General features: G+C 33.0%; 26 protein-coding genes. 17 read left to right on the top strand and 9 right to left on the bottom strand.

The window, feature by feature from the left end; translation table 11 throughout:
* Nucleotides 1-109: 109 nt before the first annotated feature.
* Nucleotides 110-1021: a transcription antitermination factor NusB gene (gene nusB, locus QMG60_RS10570; protein WP_281867795.1), complete on the bottom strand. Its 912-nt coding sequence runs from the start codon at nt 1019-1021 to the stop codon at nt 110-112.
* 295 nt (nt 1022-1316) lie between these two features.
* On the bottom strand, nt 1317-2423 hold the full coding sequence (locus tag QMG60_RS10565) for a Glu/Leu/Phe/Val dehydrogenase (protein ID WP_057119169.1): 1107 nt from the start codon (nt 2421-2423) through the stop codon (nt 1317-1319).
* A 204-nt stretch (nt 2424-2627) separates the two neighbouring features.
* On the opposite strand from QMG60_RS10565, the gene QMG60_RS10560 reads away from it, so the two are divergent.
* The 4 genes from QMG60_RS10560 (at nt 2628) to QMG60_RS10545 (ending at nt 6412) form a co-directional block, all read left to right on the top strand.
* Nucleotides 2628-4406 (top strand): ABC transporter ATP-binding protein, encoded by a 1779-nt coding sequence (locus QMG60_RS10560; protein ID WP_113677947.1) that lies wholly within the window; start codon nt 2628-2630, stop codon nt 4404-4406.
* A gap of 68 nt (nt 4407-4474) precedes the next feature.
* Nucleotides 4475-4843: a PUR family DNA/RNA-binding protein gene (locus QMG60_RS10555; RefSeq protein WP_057119174.1), complete on the top strand. Its 369-nt coding sequence runs from the start codon at nt 4475-4477 to the stop codon at nt 4841-4843.
* A 174-nt stretch (nt 4844-5017) separates the two neighbouring features.
* The gene (locus QMG60_RS10550; protein ID WP_281867794.1) at nt 5018-5842 is read left to right on the top strand and encodes an alpha/beta hydrolase; all 825 of its coding nucleotides are present in this window, start codon (nt 5018-5020) and stop codon (nt 5840-5842) included.
* A gap of 21 nt (nt 5843-5863) precedes the next feature.
* A complete protein-coding gene (locus QMG60_RS10545; protein WP_281867793.1) occupies nt 5864-6412 on the top strand; it encodes an alpha/beta hydrolase in 549 nt (182 codons plus the stop codon).
* A gap of 162 nt (nt 6413-6574) precedes the next feature.
* On the opposite strand, the gene QMG60_RS10540 is transcribed toward QMG60_RS10545, so the two are convergent.
* Nucleotides 6575-6910, bottom strand: a complete 336-nt coding sequence (locus QMG60_RS10540) for a tRNA-binding protein (protein ID WP_281867792.1) — start codon at nt 6908-6910, stop codon at nt 6575-6577.
* Nucleotides 6911-7040: 130 nt separating this feature from the next.
* Here QMG60_RS10540 and QMG60_RS10535 point away from each other — a divergent pair, with 130 nt between their 5' ends.
* From QMG60_RS10535 to QMG60_RS10525, 3 genes are all read left to right on the top strand, one after another.
* Entirely contained in the window at nt 7041-7934 is an 894-nt protein-coding gene (locus tag QMG60_RS10535; RefSeq protein WP_134140658.1) for an alpha/beta hydrolase, read from the top strand.
* A gap of 130 nt (nt 7935-8064) precedes the next feature.
* A complete protein-coding gene (locus QMG60_RS10530) occupies nt 8065-8619 on the top strand; it encodes a thioredoxin family protein (protein ID WP_281867791.1) in 555 nt (184 codons plus the stop codon).
* Between the two features lie 381 nt (nt 8620-9000).
* Nucleotides 9001-9396, top strand: a complete 396-nt coding sequence (locus QMG60_RS10525) for a GreA/GreB family elongation factor (RefSeq protein WP_281867790.1) — start codon at nt 9001-9003, stop codon at nt 9394-9396.
* Nucleotides 9397-9504: 108 nt separating this feature from the next.
* Here the strand turns inward: QMG60_RS10525 and QMG60_RS10520 are convergent, their stop codons facing one another.
* The 6 genes from QMG60_RS10520 to QMG60_RS10495 form a co-directional block, all read right to left on the bottom strand.
* The gene (locus QMG60_RS10520) at nt 9505-9828 is read right to left on the bottom strand and encodes a c-type cytochrome (protein WP_057119869.1); all 324 of its coding nucleotides are present in this window, start codon (nt 9826-9828) and stop codon (nt 9505-9507) included.
* Nucleotides 9829-9919: 91 nt separating this feature from the next.
* Nucleotides 9920-10852 (bottom strand): peptidylprolyl isomerase, encoded by a 933-nt coding sequence (locus QMG60_RS10515; protein WP_057119186.1) that lies wholly within the window; start codon nt 10850-10852, stop codon nt 9920-9922.
* Between the two features lie 67 nt (nt 10853-10919).
* Nucleotides 10920-12092, bottom strand: coding sequence for an MFS transporter (locus QMG60_RS10510; RefSeq protein WP_281867789.1), 1173 nt, complete (start codon nt 12090-12092; stop codon nt 10920-10922).
* A gap of 173 nt (nt 12093-12265) precedes the next feature.
* Nucleotides 12266-12613 (bottom strand): cupin domain-containing protein, encoded by a 348-nt coding sequence (locus QMG60_RS10505; RefSeq protein WP_134140654.1) that lies wholly within the window; start codon nt 12611-12613, stop codon nt 12266-12268.
* Nucleotides 12614-12661: 48 nt separating this feature from the next.
* Nucleotides 12662-13534 carry a sugar phosphate isomerase/epimerase gene (locus tag QMG60_RS10500; protein WP_281867788.1) on the bottom strand — a complete coding sequence of 291 codons (873 nt, stop codon included), beginning with the start codon at nt 13532-13534 and terminating at the stop codon, nt 12662-12664.
* Between the two features lie 248 nt (nt 13535-13782).
* Nucleotides 13783-14145, bottom strand: a complete 363-nt coding sequence (locus QMG60_RS10495; protein ID WP_281867787.1) for a hypothetical protein — start codon at nt 14143-14145, stop codon at nt 13783-13785.
* A gap of 272 nt (nt 14146-14417) precedes the next feature.
* On the opposite strand from QMG60_RS10495, the gene trmD reads away from it, so the two are divergent.
* From trmD to QMG60_RS10445, 10 genes are all read left to right on the top strand, one after another.
* Nucleotides 14418-15092, top strand: a complete 675-nt coding sequence (gene trmD, locus QMG60_RS10490) for a tRNA (guanosine(37)-N1)-methyltransferase TrmD (protein WP_281867786.1) — start codon at nt 14418-14420, stop codon at nt 15090-15092.
* 174 nt (nt 15093-15266) lie between these two features.
* Entirely contained in the window at nt 15267-15617 is a 351-nt protein-coding gene (rplS, locus tag QMG60_RS10485) for a 50S ribosomal protein L19 (RefSeq protein ID WP_057119870.1), read from the top strand.
* A gap of 280 nt (nt 15618-15897) precedes the next feature.
* Entirely contained in the window at nt 15898-18117 is a 2220-nt protein-coding gene (locus QMG60_RS10480; RefSeq protein WP_281867785.1) for an NADP-dependent isocitrate dehydrogenase, read from the top strand.
* 150 nt (nt 18118-18267) lie between these two features.
* Nucleotides 18268-20649, top strand: a complete 2382-nt coding sequence (locus QMG60_RS10475; RefSeq protein ID WP_281867784.1) for a TonB-dependent receptor — start codon at nt 18268-18270, stop codon at nt 20647-20649.
* Nucleotides 20650-20683: 34 nt separating this feature from the next.
* The gene (locus QMG60_RS10470; protein ID WP_281867783.1) at nt 20684-21511 is read left to right on the top strand and encodes a DUF4249 domain-containing protein; all 828 of its coding nucleotides are present in this window, start codon (nt 20684-20686) and stop codon (nt 21509-21511) included.
* 2 nt (nt 21512-21513) lie between these two features.
* Nucleotides 21514-21996 (top strand): GyrI-like domain-containing protein, encoded by a 483-nt coding sequence (locus QMG60_RS10465; RefSeq protein WP_281867782.1) that lies wholly within the window; start codon nt 21514-21516, stop codon nt 21994-21996.
* A 1-nt stretch (nt 21997) separates the two neighbouring features.
* Complete coding sequence (locus QMG60_RS10460) at nt 21998-22438, top strand: DinB family protein (protein WP_281867781.1); 441 nt, start codon at nt 21998-22000, stop codon at nt 22436-22438.
* Nucleotides 22439-22567: 129 nt separating this feature from the next.
* On the top strand, nt 22568-23230 hold the full coding sequence (locus QMG60_RS10455) for a thiamine diphosphokinase (protein ID WP_057119210.1): 663 nt from the start codon (nt 22568-22570) through the stop codon (nt 23228-23230).
* Between the two features lie 149 nt (nt 23231-23379).
* Nucleotides 23380-24330, top strand: a complete 951-nt coding sequence (rlmF, locus tag QMG60_RS10450) for a 23S rRNA (adenine(1618)-N(6))-methyltransferase RlmF (RefSeq protein WP_281867780.1) — start codon at nt 23380-23382, stop codon at nt 24328-24330.
* A 79-nt stretch (nt 24331-24409) separates the two neighbouring features.
* The gene (locus tag QMG60_RS10445; RefSeq protein WP_281867779.1) at nt 24410-24646 is read left to right on the top strand and encodes a uroporphyrinogen decarboxylase; all 237 of its coding nucleotides are present in this window, start codon (nt 24410-24412) and stop codon (nt 24644-24646) included.
* The last annotated feature ends 58 nt before the right edge of the window (nt 24647-24704 follow it).

The raw sequence follows: 24704 nt of genomic DNA, 5'->3' as shown, positions 1-24704 counted from the left end.
TAAATTTGTTTTTGATTTATTATTAATATCTTTTTTTAATATCTGTGACTTCGCTCAGAGAGACAAAGCCATTGGAATTTGGATTTTTCTTTTTGAAATTTCGTTGTTTTTACATCAACCCTCTTCCCACTTTTACCATCTTTTTATTGGCAGTCAGTTCCTTAACAAGGTTATCTAAAATTCCGTTGATAAAAATACTACTTTTTGGTGTAGAATACTCTTTTGCAATTTCTAAATATTCGTTAAGAGTTACTTTTACTGGAATTGAAGGGAATTTTAAAAATTCGCAAATTGCCATTTTTAAAATAATAGTATCAATTTCAGCAATACGATCACTGTCCCAGTTTGGCGTTTTATCTTCATATTCTTTTGCAAAAGCAGTTTCATTCAAAACAGTTCTTCTAAATAAATCTTTTGCAAAATCTTTATCTTCAACATCTTTGTACAATTTCGGAACTCTAAAATCGTCTGGATCTTCTGTTTTAATTGCCTTCAATTGTTTTACAATATGTGTATTTACAACCGGAATATCATCAACCCAAGTCAATTTATCATCTTCTAAATACTCGTATAATTTTTCGTTTGGAACAATAACATTTTCGAACAAATCAATAATAAATTGTTTGTCTTCTTCGAATGTATTTACATTATTGCTCATGTAGTTTTTGTACAAATCGCTGGCTTTTACATCATTTAAAAGTAAAATGATATAATCATCGTTTAATGACCAGTTATTGATTTTACGATTTTCTAGAGCGATACCAAGAGAATTGCTTTCGGCAAGAAGTTGAAAAATTTTGTTCTTTACAAACTTTTCATTCGGATTACGTTCTGCGGCAGTTGCCAGGTGTTTTTTACTTGAAAGATGCAAATAGACAGCTTCTTTTTTGCAGATTTCTATCAATGAAGAAAGCATTATAAGATATAAGTCCTGAATATTATCAATACTATAAAAAAGAAATTTTTCTTCTTTTTCCATATTATCAGAACCGCTTTGGTGCATTGCATAAATGGATTGCATTACTTTAACGCGTATGTGTCTTCTATTTACCACCTTGTAAGAACATTTAAAAATTAGTCTGCAAAATTAGGAATTTCAATCCTTATATTAAAATTAAATCGTAAAAAAGTATTTAGTTTTAGTCGCAGTATTCAGTCGCGGTCGCAGTATTCAGTCTCAGTCTCAGTCTCAGTATTCAGCTAACTAATGAAGTCCTCAAAAAAACTGTAAACTGCGACTGCGACTGAAAACTAAAAAAAAATCCCAGCTTCCAGAAAAACTGAAAACTGAGACTGAGACTGTAAACTATAAAAAATTACTTCGCAGCGTTCTCGATTCTTCTTTGATCGATACGGTTTTGAGCAATTGTAAGAGCCGCTTTATGAGTTGTCATATTATTTTGAGCTGCAAAATCTATAATTTCTAAAGTAGTATTATAGATATTTTCAGTTTTACTCATAATTTCAGCTTTACCGTAGTTTGCTAATTCAGCATAAACATTGATAATTCCACCCGCGTTGATTAAGAAATCTGGAGCGTATAAAATACCTCTTTCCTGCAATCTTGCACCGTGAACATTCTCATCAGCTAATTGATTGTTGGCTGCACCAGCAATAACTTTAGCTTTAATTTTGTTTACTGTATTATCATTAATTGTTGCTCCCATTGCACACGGCGCGTAGATATCAACATCTGCTGTATATAAATCTTCGCCCGTATAAATTGTTGCATTGTATTTTGAAGCAACTTGATATAATTTTTCTTCATTAATATCAGTAATCGTTACCTGAGCTCCTTCTTTAGTTAAATACTCCACCAAAGTTTCACCCACGTGTCCAATTCCTTGAACCAAAACTTTTTTACCATCTAAAACGTCAGTTCCAAACTGACTTTTAGCAGCAGCTTTCATTCCTAAATAAACTCCGTAAGCAGTTACAGGAGAAGGATTTCCAGACCCGCCTCTTTCTTCAGAAATACCAGTCACATAAGGCGTTACATCTCTTACAGTATCCATGTCTTTTGTTTCCATTCCGACATCTTCTGCAGTAATATATCTTCCGCTTAATGAATGTACAAATTCACCAAACTTACGCATTAATTCAGGTGTTTTTTGAGTTTTAGCATCGCCAATAATAACAGCTTTACCTCCCCCAATATTAAGTCCAGTAATGGCAGATTTAAAAGTCATACCTCTTGAAAGACGTAAAACATCATTTAAAGCTTCCCATTCTGTGTTATAATTCCACATTCTAGTTCCTCCCAAAGCTGGACCCATAACCGAATTATGAATACCAATAATTGCTTTTAAACCTGTATCTTTGTCATTGCAAAATACAATTTGTTCGTGATCGTCAAAAGATAATTGACCAAAAACAGGATCCATTTTTTGAAGTTCCTTTCCAGTTGCGAAAGTTGCATCCATAGCGCTAGTATTAATTAGGTTAAAATTATGAATTTGTCAAAAAGACTTCTCAAACATAATTAAAAAATACACATGTGCTAATTTTTTATCTTTAAAATAACAATTTTACAATATAATTGTTTTGATTAAATTGCAATTTATTATAATTTTAATTAGTAATAATTCACAATTTCAAATCAATTCTATATCATATTTCTTAAAAAAATGAAAGAATTAAGCTATTTAAACAAATATTTCATTAAGTATAAATACAGTTTTTCGCTGGGTATTTTAATCACCATAATCGCACAAATATTTTCGTTATTTACTCCAAAATTAATCAGTAAGTCTTTAAACGCTATTGAGAATTTTGACAAATTATCTCCGACTGACCAAAAATCAGAAGTCGTAATTGCAGCTTTCAGACAAGATTTGATTCATAACGTATTGCTAATCATAGCTACTACGATAGTAGCTGGATTTTTAACTTTTTTAATGCGCCAGACTTTAATTGTAATGTCACGCCATATTGAGTTTGATTTAAAAAATGAAGTTTTTAGACAATATGAAAATCTTTCTCAGACTTTTTACAAGCAAAACAGAACAGGAGATTTAATGAACCGAATAAGTGAAGACGTTTCAAAAGTCCGTATGTATGTCGGGCCTGCAGTTATGTATACTATTAATACATTTATTCGTTTCGCGATTGTTATACTATATATGTACAATGTTTCGCCGCTTCTTACCTTATATACTATATTGCCGCTTCCTATACTTTCATATTGTATTTTTAAATTAAGTTCAGAAATCAATAAACGAAGCACCACCTTTCAGCAATACTTATCAAAAGTTTCGAGTTTTACTCAGGAAATCTTTTCTGGAATTCGTGTCATCAAAGCTTATTCGTTGGAAAACCAGCATCAAAACAATATGGTAGACCTTGCGGAAGAAAGCAAACGCAAAAGTTTAAGTTTAGCGAGAGTCCAGTCTTTATTTGGTCCTTTAATGATCGCCCTAATCGGAATCAGTAATTTAGTAGTAATCTATTTTGGAGGTGTAATGTATATTAACGGAACCATTCCGAATATCGGAACAATTGCCGAATTTATTTTATATGTAAATATGCTGACTTGGCCGGTTGCTTCTTTAGGATGGGTTTCGTCAATGGTGCAGGAAGCGGAAGCTTCTCAAAAACGCCTAAATGAATTTTTGAAAATCGAACCAGAAATTAAAAATAATAACGAAAATTCATCAGATATTCAAGGAACTATAACTTTCGATAATGTTTCTTTCACTTATCAAGACACAAATATTGAAGCTCTAAAAAATGTTTCATTTACGGTAAAAAAAGGAGAAACGCTGGCCATTTTAGGAAAAACAGGTTCTGGAAAATCAACTATTCTTTCCTTAATTTCAAGATTGTATGATGTAACAGAAGGTGAACTTAGGATTGATGCAAACGAAATCAGCACTTTAAATTTAAATGATTTAAGAAATAATATCGGAATTGTGCCTCAGGATGCTTTTCTATTTTCGGATACTATTAAAAATAATATCAAATTTGGAAATCAAAATGCTACTGACGAAGAAGTATTCCAAGCTGCTAAAAATGCTGTTGTTCACGATAATATTATTGCGTTTAACAAACAGTATGATACTATTTTAGGAGAAAGAGGAATCACACTTTCGGGCGGACAGAAACAGCGTGTTTCTATTGCGAGAGCTATTATTAAGAACCCTGCTATTTTACTTTTCGACGATTGTTTGTCTGCCGTTGATACCGAAACAGAAGAAATGATTTTGAATAATTTGTTTGAAATTTCTAAAGATAAAACAACTATAATTGTAAGCCATCGTGTATCATCTGCAAAGAATGCAGACAAAATTATTATACTAGAAGATGGCCGCATCATTCAACAAGGTTCTCATAATCAATTAATAAATCAGGAAGGATATTACGCATCGTTATATTTAAAACAACTTTCGGAAAAAGAATTACTTTAATTGTTGCGTAATAGATAATTTTTTATGATTTTTGAGTACTATTAATTCCAAAAATGATAGAACGTATTATGAGAGAAAATGACATGTTAGAAAAAGAAGAGATTTTTTCTAAAGTATTACGAGCAGGAAGAAGAACTTATTTCTTTGATGTGAGAGCTACCAAAGCTGATGATTACTATATCACTATTACCGAAAGCAAAAAATTTACTGAGGAAGATGGTTCATTTCATTTCAAGAAACACAAAATTTACTTATACAAAGAAGATTTTAGTGCTTTTGCCGAAATACTAGAAGAAATGACATCTTATGTTTTGAACCACAAAGGCGAAGAAGTAATTTCTGAAAGACATCAAAAAGATTTTAAGAAAGAATACAGTTCTGAAAAATCTGAAAGCCAAAGATCTAGCTTTACAGATATTGATTTTGACGATATTTAATTCAAAATAAACTTTTTATAAAGTACGAGTCCAATTTGTTCTGCATTTTGGACTTTTTTTATATATTTATTTTATTGTGAAATGTGATTTGTAAAATGTGAAATAAAACAAACGAATTTTAAGATGCTTCTCTTTCACATTTAACATCTTACTTAAAACTTCTAACAAACTAAAATGAAAAAATTAATTATCCTTCTAACTTTCTTTCTATACGGAATTTCATTGTCTGCACAGAATGTAGAATATGAAACCAAAAATAACATTCAATATTACAGTTCAGCACTAAATAAATCTGATAAATACATTAATGAAAGATGTGTTTTGGATATTTATTATCCTAAAAACAAAACTGGATTCGCAACTATCGTATGGTTTCACGGCGGTGGACTGACAGGCGGAAATAAAGAAATTCCAGAAGCCTTAAAAAATAAAGGTTTTGCAATTATTGGCGTAAATTACAGATTATCGCCAAAAGTAAAAGCAGCAAAAGCTATTGAAGATGCGGCAGCGGCGGTTGCTTGGACTTTTAATAATATATCAAATTATGGAGGTGACAAATCTCAGATTTTCGTTTCTGGACATTCTGCTGGAGGTTACTTAGGAATGATGATTGGTCTGGACAAAAAATGGCTTCAAAAAGAAAATATAGATGCTGATAAAATCGCCGGACTTATTCCGTTTAGCGGACAATGTATTACTCATTTTGAAATTAGGAGAGAAAATGGAATTCCAGAAAAACAGCCAACTATTGACACTTTTGCACCTTTATACCACGTTCGTGCCGACGCTCCGCCTATGCTGCTAATTACCGGAGATCGTGAACTAGAAATGCTCGGACGTTATGAAGAAAACGCCTATATGGCAAGAATGATGAAACTGGTTGGACACAAACAAACAAAACTTTACGAACTTGACGGTTATGGCCACGGAATGACTGAACCTGGTTTTCCGCTTTTAGTTAATGAAGTAAACCGCATTATTAAAGAAACTAAAAAATAATAACTAAATAAATCCACGGCAATGGAGACACAACTATTAATTATTCCAGGACTTGGAGATTCTGGAGAAAAACACTGGCAGACTTTTTGGCATAAAAAATTCGAAAACTCAATTCGTGTTGTACAAGACAATTGGGACGAACCGATTCGCGAAGAATGGCTTGACAGATTAAACGAAAATATTTTAAAACTCGATAAACCTACAATATTAGTTGCACATAGTTTAGCAGTTTCACTGGTATTACACTGGGCAGAAAAAAACAATAATCCAAATATAGTTGGAGCTTTTTTAGTCGCTCCTGCAGATGTAGATTCACCCGAACATACACCAGAATGTACAAGAAACTTTTCGCCAATTCCTCTATACAAACTTCCTTTTCCATCTGTAGTTGTGGCCAGCGAAAATGATCCTTACGCTTCTTTTGAAAGAAAAAAATACTTCGCCGAAAAATGGGGAAGCGATTTCGTAAACGTTGGTCAGCAAGGCCACATCAACTCCGATTCTGATTTAAAATATTGGGAAGAAGGACAGTTGATTCTTAAAAAGCTTATTGAAAAAACAGAACTCTAATTTAACCGCAAAGCACGCAGAGATTTACACAAAGATCGCAAGGCTTTTTGAAAAGTTTTTGTCGATAAAGTTCACAAAACTTTGCGAACTTTAACCTTTTCCAAAAACACCACTTACAAAAAAACTTTGCGTGCTTTGCGGTAAAATATATTGAGTAAAAAACTACCCGATGCGCAATCCATTCGGTATTTTAAAATCGGGTGCTAATAAAATTACATCTCCCTCCTCGCCTACTGCACCCAGAACTAGACATTCGCTCATAAATTTTCCAATTTGCTTTTTAGGAAAGTTAACAACCGCAACAATCTGGCGGTCTATTAAATCTTCTTTTTGATATCTTTTAGTAATTTGTGCAGATGATTTTCTAATTCCGATTTCTGAACCAAAATCGATTGTTAATTGAAAAGCAGGTTTTCTTGCTTCGGGAAAATCATTTACTTCTATAATAGTTCCTACGCGCATATCGGTGCGTTCAAATTCATTCCAAGTTAAATCCATTATTAATTATTTAGCCTTACAAACCTATTAATTTTGTAATTAATCCTCCTAATTCTATAACCAATTTCTTTTACTTACAATCTAATTTTACTTGAGGAAAATTATACACTCACGTAAAAAAACATATAACATGGAACATACTGAACCAAATGCATGCATGTCAATAAAAGATTTTGAATCTAATTTAAAACAGGTTCATACAGATAAATATATAGAAACAGCACAAAACGTCAGACTCTATGTGAAAGATTACGGTCAGGGAAAACCAGTAATTCTTATTCATGGCTGGCCTCTTTCTAATGAAATGTGGGAATATCAAATTGATCATTTAGTACAAAATAACTATCGCGTTATTGCTTATGACCGACGCGGATTTGGTAAATCATCTCAGCCTTGGGATGGTTATGACTATGATACTTTAAGCGATGACCTTAAAGAAATCATTGAACAATTGGAATTAGAAAACGTTACGCTGGTTGGATTCTCAATGGGAGGCGGCGAAGTTGTACGTTATTTCAGCCGTCACGGCGGAAAAGGCGTTATTAAAGCAGCTTTAATTTCATCTATTATTCCATTCCTTTTAAAAACTCACGATAACCCGGACGGGCATCCGAAAGAAAAAAGTGAAACTACTGCAGCAGCAATTAAAGAAGATCGTATTGGTTTTGTAGACAACTTCGGGAAAACATTCTTTGGAATCAATATCATCAACAAACCAATCAGTACACCATTGTTAGAATATTATAGAACATTATGTTCGCTTGCATCTCCTCGTGCAACCTTAAAATGTGCAGAATCTTTTTCGTTTACAGATTTTAGAGATGAACTTGATTTTGTAAAGGTTCCAACTTTGATTATTCATGGAAATGATGACAAAATTGTTCCAATAGACCTTACTTCAAGAAAAGCAGCAGAAGGAATTGCTAATAATACTTTTATCGAATACGAAGGCGCTCCTCACGGTCTGTTTTACACAGAAAAAGAAAAATTAAATGAAGATTTACTTCAGTTTTTAAATTCATAAAAAAATATAAAAAAGCATCCAAAGAAGCAAGCTGATAAAGCTAACTGCTTCTTTGGGTATTTTTTTATTCTTGTGCTCTTTTATTTACAGATATTTAAAACTATTTTTGGAATTCAAATATCTTGCAAAAATGGCACAAACTGCATCCGCAATGCTTCCTTTAGGAACTATTGCACCTGATTTTTATTTAAAGGACACTAATTCAAATGACATGCTTTCATTTGAAGATTTGAAAGGTTCTAAAGGTACTTTGGTTATGTTTATCTGCAACCATTGTCCGTTTGTGATTCATTCTATAAAAGAAGTTGTAATGATTGCTAATGATTACCGCGTGCAGGGAATCGGCATTGTTGCTATTTCCAGCAATGATACTGTAAAGTATCCGCAGGATTCTCCAGAATTGATGACAGAATTTGCTATAGAAAACAAAATTGATTTTCCTTATCTTTATGATGAGACTCAAGAAACCGCTAAAGCATACAATGCAGCCTGCACTCCCGACTTCTATTTATTTGACAACCAAGACAAATTATTTTACCGCGGACAGCTTGACGATTCTAGGCCGGGCAACGGAATTTCACTCAGCGGAAGTGACCTTAGAGGCGCTATAGATGCTTTAATTTACAACAGAAGTTTAAAGGAACCGCAAAAACCAAGTATTGGCTGCAGCATTAAATGGAAGTAAAACCTCACTAAATTCAAAAAGATTATCTATCTTTGCTGATCAATTTAATTATCCTTATGGGAAATAGAATACCATTTACAGCGCCTGCAAAGTTGTTTTCCTTTTCTGGAGAACCACTACCTGCTGTAATTATTTCGCATAATAAGGCCTTTATTAATTAGGCCTCCGTCTATTTCAATTTCTTCTTTCTGACGGAGGATTACATCAAACTTAAACATCTATTTATTTGACAAAATCAATTTTGTTCAGATATCTTTTTGTTTTTCAAATTAAACATTTAAAATTTTTCTCTTTCTCATGAACTGAGAAACAAACAGTTTTTTAAAAAATACAAAAGAAGAAAATCATTTCAAATAGTATAACAATAAATTCAATATAGATATGAAACCAACACCCACTTTCTGTAAATCAGATTATCAATTTTTAAGAGAATTGATTTTAAAAAGTAAAAATTCAACAAATACTAAAGAAGCCAATCAACTTTCGCAAGAATTAGATCGTGCTGTTATAAGCAAAGAAAGCGAACTTGACAGTACCGTTATCAGGATCAATTCTTTTGTAACGATTGAAGATGTAAAAGCCAATAAACAAATGAAAATTCAAATCGTTTTACCTTCTGCTGCAGATGTAAAGCAATCTAAGATCTCAATTCTAGCTCCTTTAAGTGTTGCTATTATTGGTTTTAAAGAAAATGACGAAGTAGATTGGGAATTACCGGCAGGTATAAAAACTTTAAAAGTAATTACTGTAGATAATTCGGCTGTACATCATTCTTAACTTTTTAAACACCTCATTATGTGAAGGTGTTTTTTTATATCTAATTGAAAACAAAAAAACGATTCAATAAATCATTGAATCGTTTTTTTTTATTTTTTGAAATACGAATTACAATTGAGAATCAATAAAATTAGTTATTGAAGCCATTTGCATATCATCAAGTTTCGCCTTTTTCTGCATTCTTACTAAAATTGGTTTCCACTCTTCTTTGCTAAATTGTTTTGGTTCGTACCATTTATGACATTTTGCACAATTGTTATCATACAATTGTTTTCCTTGTGCCAAAGCTGGATCTCCAAATACAAGATCTTTAGCAGATACTTCCTTTGAAGGAGGTGGTGGAGGTGGCGGAGGAGCTTCAGCCATTGATTGTTTAGCACCACACGCTACTAAAACTAAAACCGTTCCTGCCAAAATTAAAATTTTTCTCATTATAATGTTTTTTAGTAAATATAAAAAAAATCCCATACGCCACAGCGCATGGGATTATTATTTAAAACAATAGTAAATTGCTTCTAAAGTCTTATTTTACGTCCATTAATTCAACGTCAAAAATCAAGGTTGCGTTTGGCGGAATAACTCCTCCTGCACCTGATGGTCCGTATCCTAAATCAGATGGAATTACAAAACGAGCTTTGTCTCCAACTTGTAATAAAGCAATACCTTCGTCCCATCCTTCAATAACTTGTCCAATTCCTAATTTGAATTCGATTGGTTTTTTACGCGGGTAAGATGAATCAAAAACTTTTCCGTTTTCTAAAGATCCTTCGTAGTGAACAGAAACTGTTTTTCCAGCTTCAGCTCTCTTACCATCACCTTTTTGAATCATTTTGTAACGTAAACCGCTTTCTGTTTTATCAAAACCAGCAGCTAATTGTTCCATTTTCGCTTCAGATTCTGCTTTTAAAGCTGCTTCACGTTTTAGACGAGCACCTTTTAAACCAATAAAAGCTTCGATAGCATTCCATTTTTGAGCTTCTTCACCAACTCTGATGATTTCTACTGAATCCAGATTATCACCTTGAGCTACAGCGTCAACGATGTCTTGTCCTTCAACAACATAACCAAAAACACTGTGTTTTCCATCTAACCAAGGAGTTGGAACGTGAGTGATAAAAAATTGAGAACCATTGCTTCCAGGTCCAGAGTTTGCCATAGATAAAACTCCTGGGCGATCGTGTTTTAAAGTTGGGTGAAATTCATCATCAAATTTATAACCTGGATCTCCAGTTCCAGTTCCTTTAGGACATCCACCTTGAATCATGAAATCAGCAATTACTCTGTGGAATGTTAATCCGTCGTAGAATTTTTGTCCTTGAGGTTTAACTTTATTTTCCATATTACCTTCTGCAAGAGCTACAAAGTTCCCTACAGTTCCAGGTGTTAAATCGTGTGTTAGTTTTACTAAAATCGAACCTTTGCTAGTGTTGAATTTAGCGTATATTCCGTTTTCCATGTTGTTATTTTTAATTTGAACGCAAATTTACAAATTAATTTTTTAATCAATTTGTGCTTTTGCTTTTTTAGTCCCGACGTTTCGGGGTCGATTTATAAGTCAGTCCATAAACTGCCAATGAAATTAACGATAAAACCATACAGCCAATAGCGACAGCATGCCATCCTCCTAATTTCCATAATAATAATCCATATGCAGATCCTGCAGCAGTTCCTAAGAAACTGAAAGACATAAATACTGTATTCAATCTATTTCTAGCTTCTGGCAGAAGTGAATAAACTCTTGTTTGGTTTGAAATATGAACACCTTGGATTCCGATATCAATAAATACAATTCCTATTGCAATACCAATTACGCTTTCTATAGCAAAGTAGAAAATCAGAAAGCTTATCAAGATCAGTAAACATCCATAACCAACTGCAATTCTTGAATTCCCTTTATCCCCAAGTTTACCAACCAAAGGCGCCGCCAATGCTCCAGATGCACCTACAATTCCGAATAATCCAATTGTCGCACTATTAAAGTGAAAAGGTTCTCCAGATAGCAGTAAAACCATTGTGGTCCAGAAAGCCCCAAACTGCGCAAAACTGAAAACATTAATTGCAGTTGCTTCACGCAGCACAGGCTGTGTTTTTATAAGTGTAAATAAGGATTTAATTAATTGTCTGTAAGTTCCTTGAAACTGTGGTTTATTAACTGGAAATTTACTTTGAATTACAAAAAAGATCAAAAGACAAATTCCTGCCGCGATATAAAACATTGATCTCCAGCCTAGAACTTCACCAATAAAACCGCTTAAAGTTCGCGAAAGCAAAATTCCAACCAAAAGACCACTCATAATTGTTCCAACAACTTTTCCGCGTTGTTCGGGAGCGCTCAAAGAAGCTGCTAAAGGCAGAATAAGCTGTGGTACAATAGACGTGATTCCGATTAGTAATGAAGCAATTTGTAAAATCAGAAAATTTTTTGCCGTTGCTGCAATCAATAATGCAATTACAGATGCAAAAGTGGTCATTAAAATCTGCCTTTTTCTCTCTATTTTATCACCAAGAGGAACCATAAAAAACAATCCAATAGCATAACCGGCCTGAGTTAAATACGTGATAGTTCCGGCGCTGGCTTCTGGAATTTTAAATTCGTTGGCAATTAAAACAATCAAAGGCTGGCAGTAGTAAAGATTTGCAACTATAAGACCAGTGCAAACTGCCATGAAAAGTACATTTGTTTTAGATAAATTCATTTTGCAAAAATACCATCAATATTTATAATTAAAGTTATTTTTTGATAAAATCTGTCTAAATCTGCGTCTTCGCGATAGCGAATCCGTTTAATCGGCGTCAATTTTTAGAACACAAATGATTCAGATTCACTATCGCGAAGACGCTCATACTTACTGATTTTCTTTTATTTAATTTACTTCAAAAAATCTTCCCTTGCAGGACCAAAAACGTCTGTCAGCATACCGCTTTCCAAACAAACCACTCCATGCACTGCATGAGGCGGAATATAAAAACTATCGCCTTCTTTTAAAGTTTCTGTTACACCATTTATTGTAACATCAAATTTACCGCTTGCTACATAAGTGACTTGTGTATGGTAATGTTCGTGCAAAACACCAATTCCTCCAGTTTCAAAATGCACATTTACGAGCATTACTCTGTCATCATAAGCTAGGATCTTGCGTTTGATTCCTTCACCAACCACTTCCCATTCAATATCATCTCCTTTTATAAATTCTTTGCTTGTTCCTATGTTCTGCATAACTTTAAAATTGATTTTTTACAAAAATAAGCATTTTAACTAGTCATTTTAAAGCAATTTTTTAGAAATGAAATCACAGCTTTTCTTAATAGAATCAAAAGAATTTACGGCAAAATTATTCTCTTGTTCCACAAAAAAATGAATCATTCCAGATTGTTTTGCTGCCGCAAACAGAGGCTTAAAATCTATAGTTCCGCTACCAACTTCGGTGTTTAGATTATTATTATTTTTATCCTTGTCTTTTACGTGCCACATTTTAAAACGTCCTGGATTTTCTTTGAATAATTTTAGAGGATCATTTCCAGAATGAATCACCCAGTATAAATCTAATTCAAAATAAACCAAATCTTTATCGGTTTCATTTAATAAGATTTCAAAACCCGTAACTCCATCGTGTTTTTGAAATTCAAAATCATGGTTATGATAAGCCAGTTTCAAACCTTCTTTTTTGCACATTACAGCTGCTTCATTTACTCGGGCAGCGATCTTTTTATAATCTGCTATATTTCTTCTAAAAGCTTCGTCGACCCACGGAATGGTTAAAAATTCACTTTTTAGAATTTTTGCTGCTTCTATTGAAGCTATTAGTTCTTCGGTATTTCCATCGTATAAAAAGCTCCCTAAATTATAATGGCCGCTTACTGCTTTCAGGCCGTTATCATCTAAAATCTTTTTCAATTCTTTTGGCGTTAATCCCCAAAACTGATCTTTAATAGAAAAACCATATGTTTCGACAGTTGTAAATCCTGCTTTCGCTACTTTTTCTAAAGTTGCTTTTACATCTTTCGGAAGCTCTTCACGAAGTGTATACAATTGTAAACCTATTTCTTTTTTATTCATAGAAAATGCGAATGACGGCGAAGCCAGAACTGCTGTTGCAGCCAGACCCGTATTAATTATAAAATTTCTTCTAGTAATCATTTTTTAGTAAATCCAAATAATTATAAATTGTTTTTTGTTGAAACAGCCTCAGCATCCTTTTTCATTGTTTCTTCCGAGTATCTTTTAGCTTTTCCTTATTACATCAACATAATAATACAAAAAAATTATAGCTGTTTTTTGATATACTTTTTTGCTAAATATATTCAAAAAACAGCTATAATTTAATTCAAATAAAAAATATTTTAACAATTTAATTAAACCGTTAAAATACTTAAATTAGAATAGAATTACTTCGAAGTTAACAATTTCATCCCTTCCAATTTTTGTGAGTCAATAGCCTGAGGTGGGTAATTCTGTTTCTCTTGTCTTGTTGATGTAACTTTACCTTCTTTATTTATATATATATAATTGTAAGTCCAATAATTTTGCCCTGCTATTTTTGAACCATCAGAATTATCTTCATTCGTAAAAACCTGGTCCGCATATACAAAAATTTGTCCATCTTGATTATCAGCCAAAGTCCGCACAGGAGTTCCCCAAGTTTTTATCAATTTCGCTTTGGTTTCTCCAACAGAATTATTCATTGCGTTTTTCGAACTTGAGCATGAAAGCTGCAAAAGTATTGCGGTAAACAGTATTAATTTTTTCATATAGATACGTTTTTGGAATTTGTAAAACTTTAATTATATAATTAGGTATTGTAATGGTACTTAAAATTACAAAATAAAAAATTACACAATTACATTTTAGTGTTATATAATTATTACATAACGAATTAAAAAGCAATAAGTTGTAGTATAAATTTTTCTACTCAACACTAATAATGAGTTCATATTTAAAAACATTTCTAAGGATTTGAATTTTGTTTTTTTATTGCCAAATATTAACTTGTATCTTTGCACTTTAGAATAACTTACAGAAAATGCGAATTGATATCATTACACTTTTACCAGAATTATTAAGAAGTCCATTTGAGGCTTCGATTATGAAACGTGCCATTGACAAAGGTTTAGTCGAAGTACATTTTCATAATCTGCGTGACTATAGCACGAATAAACAGAAAAGTGTTGATGATTATCCGTTTGGGGGTGGTGCTGGAATGGTAATGACAATTCAGCCAATTGATGACTGTATTACCCATTTGAAAAGTCAGCGAGAATATGATGAAATCATTTATATGTCGCCTGACGGTGAAACTTTAAATCAAAAAATGGCCAATAAAATGTCTATGTACGAAAACATTATCATTTTATGCGGGCATTATAAAGGTGTTGACCAAAGAGTTAGAGATCATTTTATTACTAAAGAAATTTCGATTGGTGATTATGTTTTATCAGGAGGAGAATTAGGAGCTTTGGTTTTATCTGATGCTTTAATTCGATTAATTCCTGGTGTATTGAGCGACGAAACCTCAGCATTAACAGACAGCTTTCAAGATAATTTACTTTCTGGACCTATATATACAAGGCCTGCAGATTATAAAGGATGGAAAGTCCCAGAAGTTTTAACCAGCGGCCATTTTGCCAAAATCGATAAATGGCGAGAAGATATGGCATATGAACATACTAAAAACAGACGGCCAGATTTATTAGAATAAATTTGAAACTCAAAAAATCCCAAATCCCAAATAATCAATTCATTAAAAAATTTGAATTTGGAATTTTATTTCTTGGATTTTTATTTTTTTAATTTATCTTTGCACCCGAATTAGACTAACCTCTGGCGAAATCCGTGAATGTTACTCTATCTAAACTATAATAATAAAATTATCATGGCAGATTTATTAAAATTCGTTCAAAACGAATTCGTTGCTAAAAAAGATTTCCCTGAATTTGGAGCTGGAGACACAATCACAGTTTTCTACGAAATTAAAGAGGGTGAAAAAACTAGAACTCAGTTTTTTAAAGGAGTTGTAATTCAAAGAAGAGGTTCTGGTAACACAGAAACTTTTACTATTCGTAAAATGTCTGGAGCTATTGGAGTTGAGCGTATCTTCCCAGTAAACTTACCAGCTTTACAAAAAATCGAAATCAACAAGAAAGGTGCTGTACGTAGAGCTAGAATTTTCTACTTCAGACAACTTACTGGTAAAAAAGCTAAGATTAAAGATAAAAGAAGATAATCATTTATCGAATTGTTATAAAAAACTCGTTTCATATTGTTTGAAACGAGTTTTTTTTGTGTTCTATTTTCATCACTATCAAAACTGTAATTTTTTAATATCAAAATCATCAATTTAGCAATTTAAGGAGCTCGAATTAACAATCTGTTAATTTCTCCTTTTCTCAGGAAAACTCAACCGTTTTCGTTGTGATTTTATTATATTTGCTCCGCTCATTTTGAGCCGAATATATCTTTTACATCGTTAACTCCTGACGATACGATTATAAAAAAAAAAGAAAATGAATAAATCAAAAATTTTTTACACCTTAACTGATGAGGCGCCGTTATTGGCAACTTACTCTTTGTTACCAATTGTTCAAGCTTTTACAGCAACAGCTGGAATTGAAATCGAAACCAGAGATATTTCGCTGGCAGGAAGAATTTTATCAAACTTCCCAGATTCTTTGACAGATGCTCAAAAAACTGGAGATGCATTGGCTGAATTAGGCCAATTAGCAACTCAGCCAGAAGCAAACATTATTAAATTACCAAACATCTCAGCATCTGTTCCTCAATTAAAAGCGGCTATTGCTGAATTACAATCTCACGGATATAACGTGCCAAATTTCCCAGAAGATCCTCAAAACGATGCTGAAAAGGAAATTAAAGCAAAATATGCAAAAGTTTTAGGTTCTGCTGTAAACCCAGTTTTACGTGAAGGAAACTCTGACCGTAGAGCTCCAAGAGCAGTTAAAAACTTCGCAAAAGCAAACCCGCACTCAATGGGTGCTTGGTCTGCTGACTCAAAAACTAAAGTTGCTTCTATGCCAAACGGTGATTTTTACGGAAGTGAAAAATCATTGACTGTTGCAGATGCAAATGATGTTAAAATCGAATTTGTTGCAAAAGACGGAACAACAACTGTTTTAAAAGCAAGCACTCCGCTAAAAGCAGGTGAAATTATCGACAGCTCTGTTTTAAGTGTAAAAAAATTAAAAGAATTTGCTGCTAATGCAATTGCTGAAGCAAAAAAAGAAGGTGTTTTACTTTCTGTGCATTTAAAAGCTACAATGATGAAAGTTTCTGATCCAATTATCTTTGGCGCTATCGTTGAAGTATATTTTGCAGATCTTTTCAAAAAATACGAAACTTTATTTGCTGAGTTAAATGTGGATACTAAAAATGGTTTAGGTGATATCTATGCTAAAATTGCTGGAAGACCTGAGCAGGCTGAAGTTGAAGCTGACATTACTAAAGCGATCGAAAACGGACCAGCTTTGGCAATGGTTAATTCTGATAAAGGAATTACAAACTTACACGTTCCTTCGGATGTTATTGTTGATGCTTCTATGCCGGCAATGATCCGTACTTCTGGACAAATGTGGAACAAAGATGGTAAAGCGCAAGATACAATTGCTGTTATTCCAGACCGTTCTTACGCGGGAGTTTATACTGCAACAATCGATTTCTGTAAAAAACACGGTGCTTTTGATCCTAAAACAATGGGAAGTGTTCCTAACGTCGGATTAATGGCTCAAAAAGCTGAAGAATACGGATCTCACGATAAAACTTTCCAAATGAAAGCTGACGGAGTTGTTCGTGTGGTAGATGCAAACGGAAATGTTTTAATGGAACAAAACGTTGAAACAAATGATATTTTCAGAATGTGTCAGGCAAAAGATGCTCCTATTCAGGACTGGGTTAAACTGGCTGTAAACAGAGCTCGTCTATCTCATACTCCTGCTGTTTTCTGGTTAGACGAAAACAGAGCACATGATAGAGAATTGATCGTAAAAGTTCAAAAGTACCTTAAAGATTACGATACTACAAACTTAGATATCCGTATTTTAAACCCAGTTGCTGCCACTGAATTTACTTTAGACAGAATCATCAAAGGTTTAGATACTATTTCTGTAACAGGAAACGTGTTACGTGATTACTTAACAGATTTATTCCCAATTTTAGAATTAGGAACTTCAGCAAAAATGTTATCTATCGTTCCATTAATGAATGGTGGTGGATTGTTCGAAACTGGTGCTGGAGGTTCTGCTCCTAAACACGTTGAACAATTTACAGAAGAAGGATATTTACGTTGGGATTCATTAGGAGAATTTTTAGCTCTTGGTGCTTCATTAGAGCATTTAGGACAAACTTTAGATAATTCTAAAGCAATTGTTTTAGCTGAAACTCTTGACGAAGCAAACGATAAATTCTTAGCTAACGATAAATCTCCTGCTCGTAAAGTTGGACAAATTGACAACCGTGGTTCTCATTTCTATTTAGCATTCTATTGGGCTCAAGCTTTGGCTGCTCAAAACAAAGATGCTGAATTGAAAGCAATCTTTACTCCAATTGCTGCTGATTTTGAAGCTAACGAAGCAAAAATCGATGCAGAATTAATTGGTGCTCAAGGAAAACCTCAAACTCTTGGCGGTTATTACCAGCCAACTCCTGAGTTAGTAAGTAAAGCAATGCGTCCGAGCGAAACATTCAACGCTATTATTGCAAAAATTAAATAATTGTCAAAATGTACTAATAGTGCATTTTTCAATGATATTAAAAAGGACAACTCAAAAAGTTGTCCTTTTTTTATCTTAACTTATGTTTAACAAAAGTTCCGCTAAAATGTTAAGTAAGAATTGTTAACTATGTATATCAAAATCAATGTAATGATTACAAAAAATACCTGCGCATTTTTTCTTTTTATTTTAACGATTTTTACATCCTTTTCACAGGAACGATTCACTTTAAGCGGTACTGTCAGCGACAGCAAAAACAACGAAACTTTAATTGGAGTAAATATTTATATTCCAACTCTTAAAATAGGAACTACAACAAACGAATACGGATTTTATTCTATTTCTATCCCAAAAGGAGAATACGAAATTGAAATTAGCTACGTTGGTTACCAAACCATTCAAACAAATATCCTTTTAAATCAGAATACCAAAAATAACTTTTCTATCAGCGAAAACGGTGAAGAACTTCAAGAAGTTGTCATTACAGATAACAGAAGCAAAATCAACATCAAATCGCCAGAAATGAGCGCCAATAAACTTTCTATTGCCACTATAAAAAAAATGCCGGTTGTTTTAGGAGAAGTCGATGTACTTAAATCTATTTTATTACTTCCCGGTGTTACCAATGCTGGAGAAGGCGCTTCTGGATTTAATGTCCGCGGAGGCGGCGCAGATCAAAACTTGATTCTTTTAGACGAAGCCACAATATTTAATTCATCGCATGTTTTCGGCTTCTTTTCTGTTTTTAATCCCGATGCAATCAAAGATTTAAAATTGTATAAAGGGGGAATTCCTGCGCGTTACGGCGGAAGAGCTTCTTCTGTTTTAGATATTTACCAAAAAGACGGAAGCAGTAAAGATTTCCACATGAACGGCGGTATTGGATTAATTTCAAGCCGTATTCTTGCCGAAGGTCCAATTGTAAAAGACAAAGGCTCTTTTTTAATTGGAGGAAGAGCTTCTTATGCTCACTTATTTTTAAAACTTTCCGAAGATGACAAAAATAATGCTGCTTATTTTTACGATTTAAACACCAAATTAAGTTATAAACTCAACGATAATAACAGTTTATATTTATCAGGTTATTTTGGCCGTGATGTTTTCAGTTTGAATAAAAGTTTCACCAATATATACGGAAATTCGATCTTGAATTTAAGATGGAATCATTTATATTCTGATAAATTATTTTCAAATCTCTCTTTGATTTACAGCGATTACTACTACGGATTAGATCTTGATTTTGTAGGTTTTAAATGGGATTCTGGAATTAAAAATTATAACATCAAATACGATTTCAAACATTATCTTTCAGATAAACTAAAACTTAATTATGGTTTAAACGCAACTTATTATGAGTTTAATCCTGGAACCATAAAACCAAGCAGCCCAGATTCTGGAATTAACCCCGATCAATTAGATAAAAAATACGCTTTTGAACCATCTGTTTATCTAGATGCGGAAAGTCAGCTTTCGAATAAAATTACTGTTGCTTACGGATTACGCTACAGCCTTTTTTATAGATTAGGTTCCTCAACTATTAATTATTATGACAATAATCAAGCAGTCGTTTTTAATAGCGATATTCAGATTTACGAAAAAGGAACACCAACTTCTACACGATATTTTGGAAAAAATAAAGTGATAAAAGATTATAATAATTTTGAACCTAGGTTTTCAGTTTCTTATCAATTAAATGACGACCAAGCCATAAAAGCAAGTTACAATCGTATGGCACAGTATCTTCAATTAATTTCAAATACCTCATCTCCTACTCCATTAGATGTATGGATGCCGAGCGACAAATACATTAAACCGCAGCTTGCAGATCAAGTTGCATTAGGATATTTTAGAAATATCAGCAGCGGAGCATATTCATTTGAAGTTGAAACCTATTACAAGGAAGTTAAAAATAGACTCGATTATATTGATGGAGCCGACTTAATTGCTAATTATGCTATTGAACAAGTAATTTTAAATGGCCGTATGAGGGCGTATGGTTTAGAAATTATGGTTAAGAAAAATACAGGCAAGTTTAATGGCTGGGTTTCTTATACATTGTCAAAATCAGAACAGCAGACTCCTGGCAGAACACCAGAAGAAATTGGAATTAATAACGGACAATGGTATGCTTCGGCTTATGACAAAACACACAACTTAGCTATCACATCCGCTTATAATTTAAATGAAAAATGGTCATTTGGGGCCAATTTTGCATTGCAGTCTGGACAGCCGGTTACATATCCGAATGGGCAATATGAATATTTGGGAATTACCGTTCCAAGCTACGGATTACGTAATGAAAACCGACTTCCTGCTTATCATCATTTGGATATTTCTGCGACTTTAACTCCAAGAAAAAATAAGGATAGGAATTGGAAAGGCGAATGGGTTTTCAGTATTTACAATCTCTATAATCGTATGAATGCTGCGTCTATAAATTTTAGACAAAATGTAGACACTGGTGATAACGAAGCTGTTAAAACTTCCATTTTTGGAATCGTACCAGCCGTTAGTTATAATTTTAAGTTCTAAAAATACTTTCTTTCAAAGAAATAAAAAATATATTATGAAAAAAGTAATATTATTAATCGTGTTTTTTATATCCTTTTTCTTCACAAGTTGTGAAGAAGTGGTTGATGTTGATTTAGATACAGCGCCTCCAAAATTAGTAATAGAAGCTGCCATTAATTGGGAAAAAGGAACAACAGGAAATGAACAGACAATTAGATTAACTACAACAACTGGTTATTTTGAAAACACAATCCCAACGGTTTCTGGTGCAATTGTCTATATAACAAATAGTCATAACGAACAATTTAATTTTATAGAAGTTAAAAAAACAGGCCAATATGTATGCATTAATTTTAAGCCAGTTATCGACGAACAATACACCTTAACTGTAATTAGCAGAGGCAGTAGATATATCGCAAATGAAACCTTAAAATCAGTAGCACCCATTACCCGAATAGATCAAAATAATGAAGGCGGTTTTACAGGAAAAGATATTGAAATAAAAGCGTTTTATAATGATCCTGCCGATGCAGATAATTATTATTTATACAAATATGTTTACCCTAATAAAGTCAAATCAACTTACTATGTAGATGAGGATAAATTTTTCAACGGTAATGAATTTTTCAGTCTTTCTGATGATGATGATTTAGAAATTGGAAATGAAATTGAAATCACACATTCTGGAATCTCAAAACAATACTTTAATTATATGAGTATTTTAGTAAGTATTGCTGGTAGTAATTTTGGAGGTCCATTTCAGTCTCCTCCGGCAACTGTAAAAGGAAATATTGTCAATGTAACTACTAAAGAAAATTATCCTTTAGGCTATTTTTCACTTTGCGAAACGTACACAGTCAAGTATAAAATAACTTCAAAATAAAAATGGAAGTACAAATTAAAACCTTAGCCGAAAAAAAACTTATCGGTCATTCTATTGAAATGTCTTTCATAGAAAATAAAACATTTCAACTGTGGAGTGGTTTTATGCCCAAAAGAAAAGAAATAAAAAATGTAGTAAATTCTAATTTATATTCTTTAGAGGTTTATCCTGAAAATCATTTTGATAATTTTGATCCTAATGACAATTTTCAAAAATGGGCGGCTGTAGAAGTATCAGATTTTGATGATCATCCTACACCAATGAAAACACTAATTGTGCCAAGTGGCTTATATGCCGTTTTTCTTCATTTAGGACCAGCAGCAGAAGCACATAAAACCTATCATTATATTTTCACAGAATGGCTTCCAAACTCCGAATATGTTGTAGATGAAAGACCTCATTTTGCAATTATGGACGAAAAATATAAAAAAGATGATCCTGATTCTGAAGAAGAAATCTGGATTCCCATAAAAAACAGAAATTGATATGCTAATCGAAACACTAAAAATACTTTTCAATAGAGATTTAAATAAACTGAAATTTGAAATTGAATCGTATGAATACGAAAATCAAATGTGGACTGTTAATAACGACATTTCTAATTCTGGCGGTAATCTCTGTCTTCATTTAATAGGTAATTTGAATACTTACATTGGAGCAGAAATTGGAAAAACAGGATACATTAGAAATCGTCCGTTAGAATTTTCATTAAAAGACATTCCGAGATCAGAATTGATTCAGAAAATTGAAGATACTATCATAGTGGTAAATAATGCCTTTGAGGTTTTAACTGAAGAAGATTTGAATGCAATTTATCCACAAATTGTTTTTGAAAAAGAAATGACAACTGGATTTTTCTTAGTACATCTTGCGACACATCTTGCCTATCATTTAGGTCAAATTAATTACCATCGAAGATTGATTTGATTTTTAATTTTTTGGCCACAGATTAAAAGAATTAAAGAGATTAATCCTTTTAATCTGTGAAATCTGTGGCAAAAAACTAGAAATCTAAAATTCTAAATGTAACTTAGCACCACATTCAAAAAAAATCACATGTCATCACACCATATAGTTCGAGACGATCAGGAACCTGCTTTAATAATTGCAAATGGAGCCGCCTGCGATCCTGAATTATTAGGACAATTGTTAGAATGGTCTCCACTTGTAATTGTTTTAGATTCTGCTATAGAAAGAGTGATTGAATTAGGTATAAAAGTCGATGTTCTACTAGGCGATTTTGATCGTGGTTTTGATCCTGAAATTTACAAAACTTCTCAATTTCCTATCGAAATCGTTCATACGCCAGATCAAGACAAAACAGATTTGGAGAAAGCATTTGATTATCTTGTCGATAGAAAAATTCCTGCTGTAAATGTTGTTTGGGCAACTGGCAGACGTGCCGATCATACGATTACCAATCTTACCAATATAGTTCGTTACCGTAATTTACTTAAAATTGTAATTCTCGACGATCATTCAAAAATATTCCTTTTGCCATCAAAATTCGAAAAATGGTATACGGCAAAAACTCCAATTTCCCTTATCCCTATTGGAGTTGTAAACGGAATTAATTCCAGCAATTTAAAATACGAATTGAACAACGACACCCTCACAATGGGTTACCGAACCGGCAGCAGTAATTCTGTCGAAAAAGATGGCATCGTAACCATAACACATCGCGAAGGTGATCTGCTTTTGATGGAGTGTTTTGATTAGAAGCTGATCCTGCTGTCCGCTGTATCTTTTGTGCCTCGTTAAAAAACGAGACACAAAAGGATGCCGCTTCCATCAGGGCTAGGGCTGTCATTTTCATAATATCTTTTTGTAAAAATGGAATCCCTATCTTTGCATAGAAATAAAGAAAAATGAAAGCAGAAAACAATTCACAAAAAGACAATTTACATCCAAAAAACCTTCATCGTTCACGATATGATTTTGAACTTCTTATTTCAAATTGTCCCGAATTAAAAGCTTTCGTTTCCATCAACAAACACGGAATTGAAACTGTCGATTTCAGTAATCCGCTTGCTGTAAAAACTTTAAATAAAGCATTACTGCAGACATATTACGATATTCAAAACTGGGATATTCCGAAAAATTACCTTTGTCCGCCAATTCCCGGACGCGCAGATTACATTCATTACATTGCTGATTTATTGGCAGAAACCCATAACAATCAAATTCCAGAAACATCCAACATATTAGGTTTAGATATCGGAACAGGTGCAAATCTAATCTATCCGATATTAGGAAATTCGATTTACAATTGGAGTTTTGTAGCAACAGATATTGATCAAAAAGCTATCGAAAACTGCAGTAAAATCATTGAAGCAAACCCAAAACTAATTGAAGCTATAAGTCTGCAGCAGCAAACAGAATCTCGTTTTATATTTAAAAATATTATAACGCCGGAAGATCGATTTACATTTACAATGTGCAATCCGCCTTTTCATGCCTCTGCAGAAGAAGCGAATAAAAGTACCTCTAGAAAAGTTTCCAATCTAAATCCCAAAGAAAAAAGAAACACAAATCCTGTTTTAAATTTTGGAGGTCAAAATGCCGAATTATGGTGCAACGGCGGCGAAATCGGTTTTATAACCCAAATGATTTATGAAAGTGCTAAATATGCATCACAGGTTTTATGGTTTACCACTTTGGTTTCTAAAAAAGAAAATCTTTCTTCTATTTATAAAATTCTGAAAAAAGTAAATGCCGTTTCTGTAAAAACAATTGAAATGTCACAAGGGCAAAAAAACAGCCGTATTGTGGCGTGGAGTTTTATAACGGATGTTCAGCAGCAAAAACGTTTCTTTTAACACCTGATTTCCAAAACAAAATCTTGATTATATAATTTGCTTTCGCTACATTTATTGTAAGCAATTTAAAATCAAGATCATGGCAGAATATATTGGTTATCTCGCATCAGTATTTATTGTTGGCGGTTTCATGCTAAAAAACCTTAGAACCATCCGTTTCATTAATATGTTTGGATGCATTTGTTTTGTAATCTATGGCATTTTTTTAATCGACTACCGTGATTTTAACAAATGGCTTTTACCCGTTATTATTCCTAATGCCATTTTAGCATTTGTCCAAATTTATTATCTCACTTTGAAAGATGATAAATCGTAAAATTATGATACTTTAAAATAAAATTCTGATACACTATTCGCTTACCATACCCGTAACT

The organism is Flavobacterium sp. GSB-24, assembly GCF_027924665.1.
Taxonomy (GTDB): domain Bacteria; phylum Bacteroidota; class Bacteroidia; order Flavobacteriales; family Flavobacteriaceae; genus Flavobacterium.
This window is presented reverse-complemented; position numbering and strand designations above follow the sequence as displayed.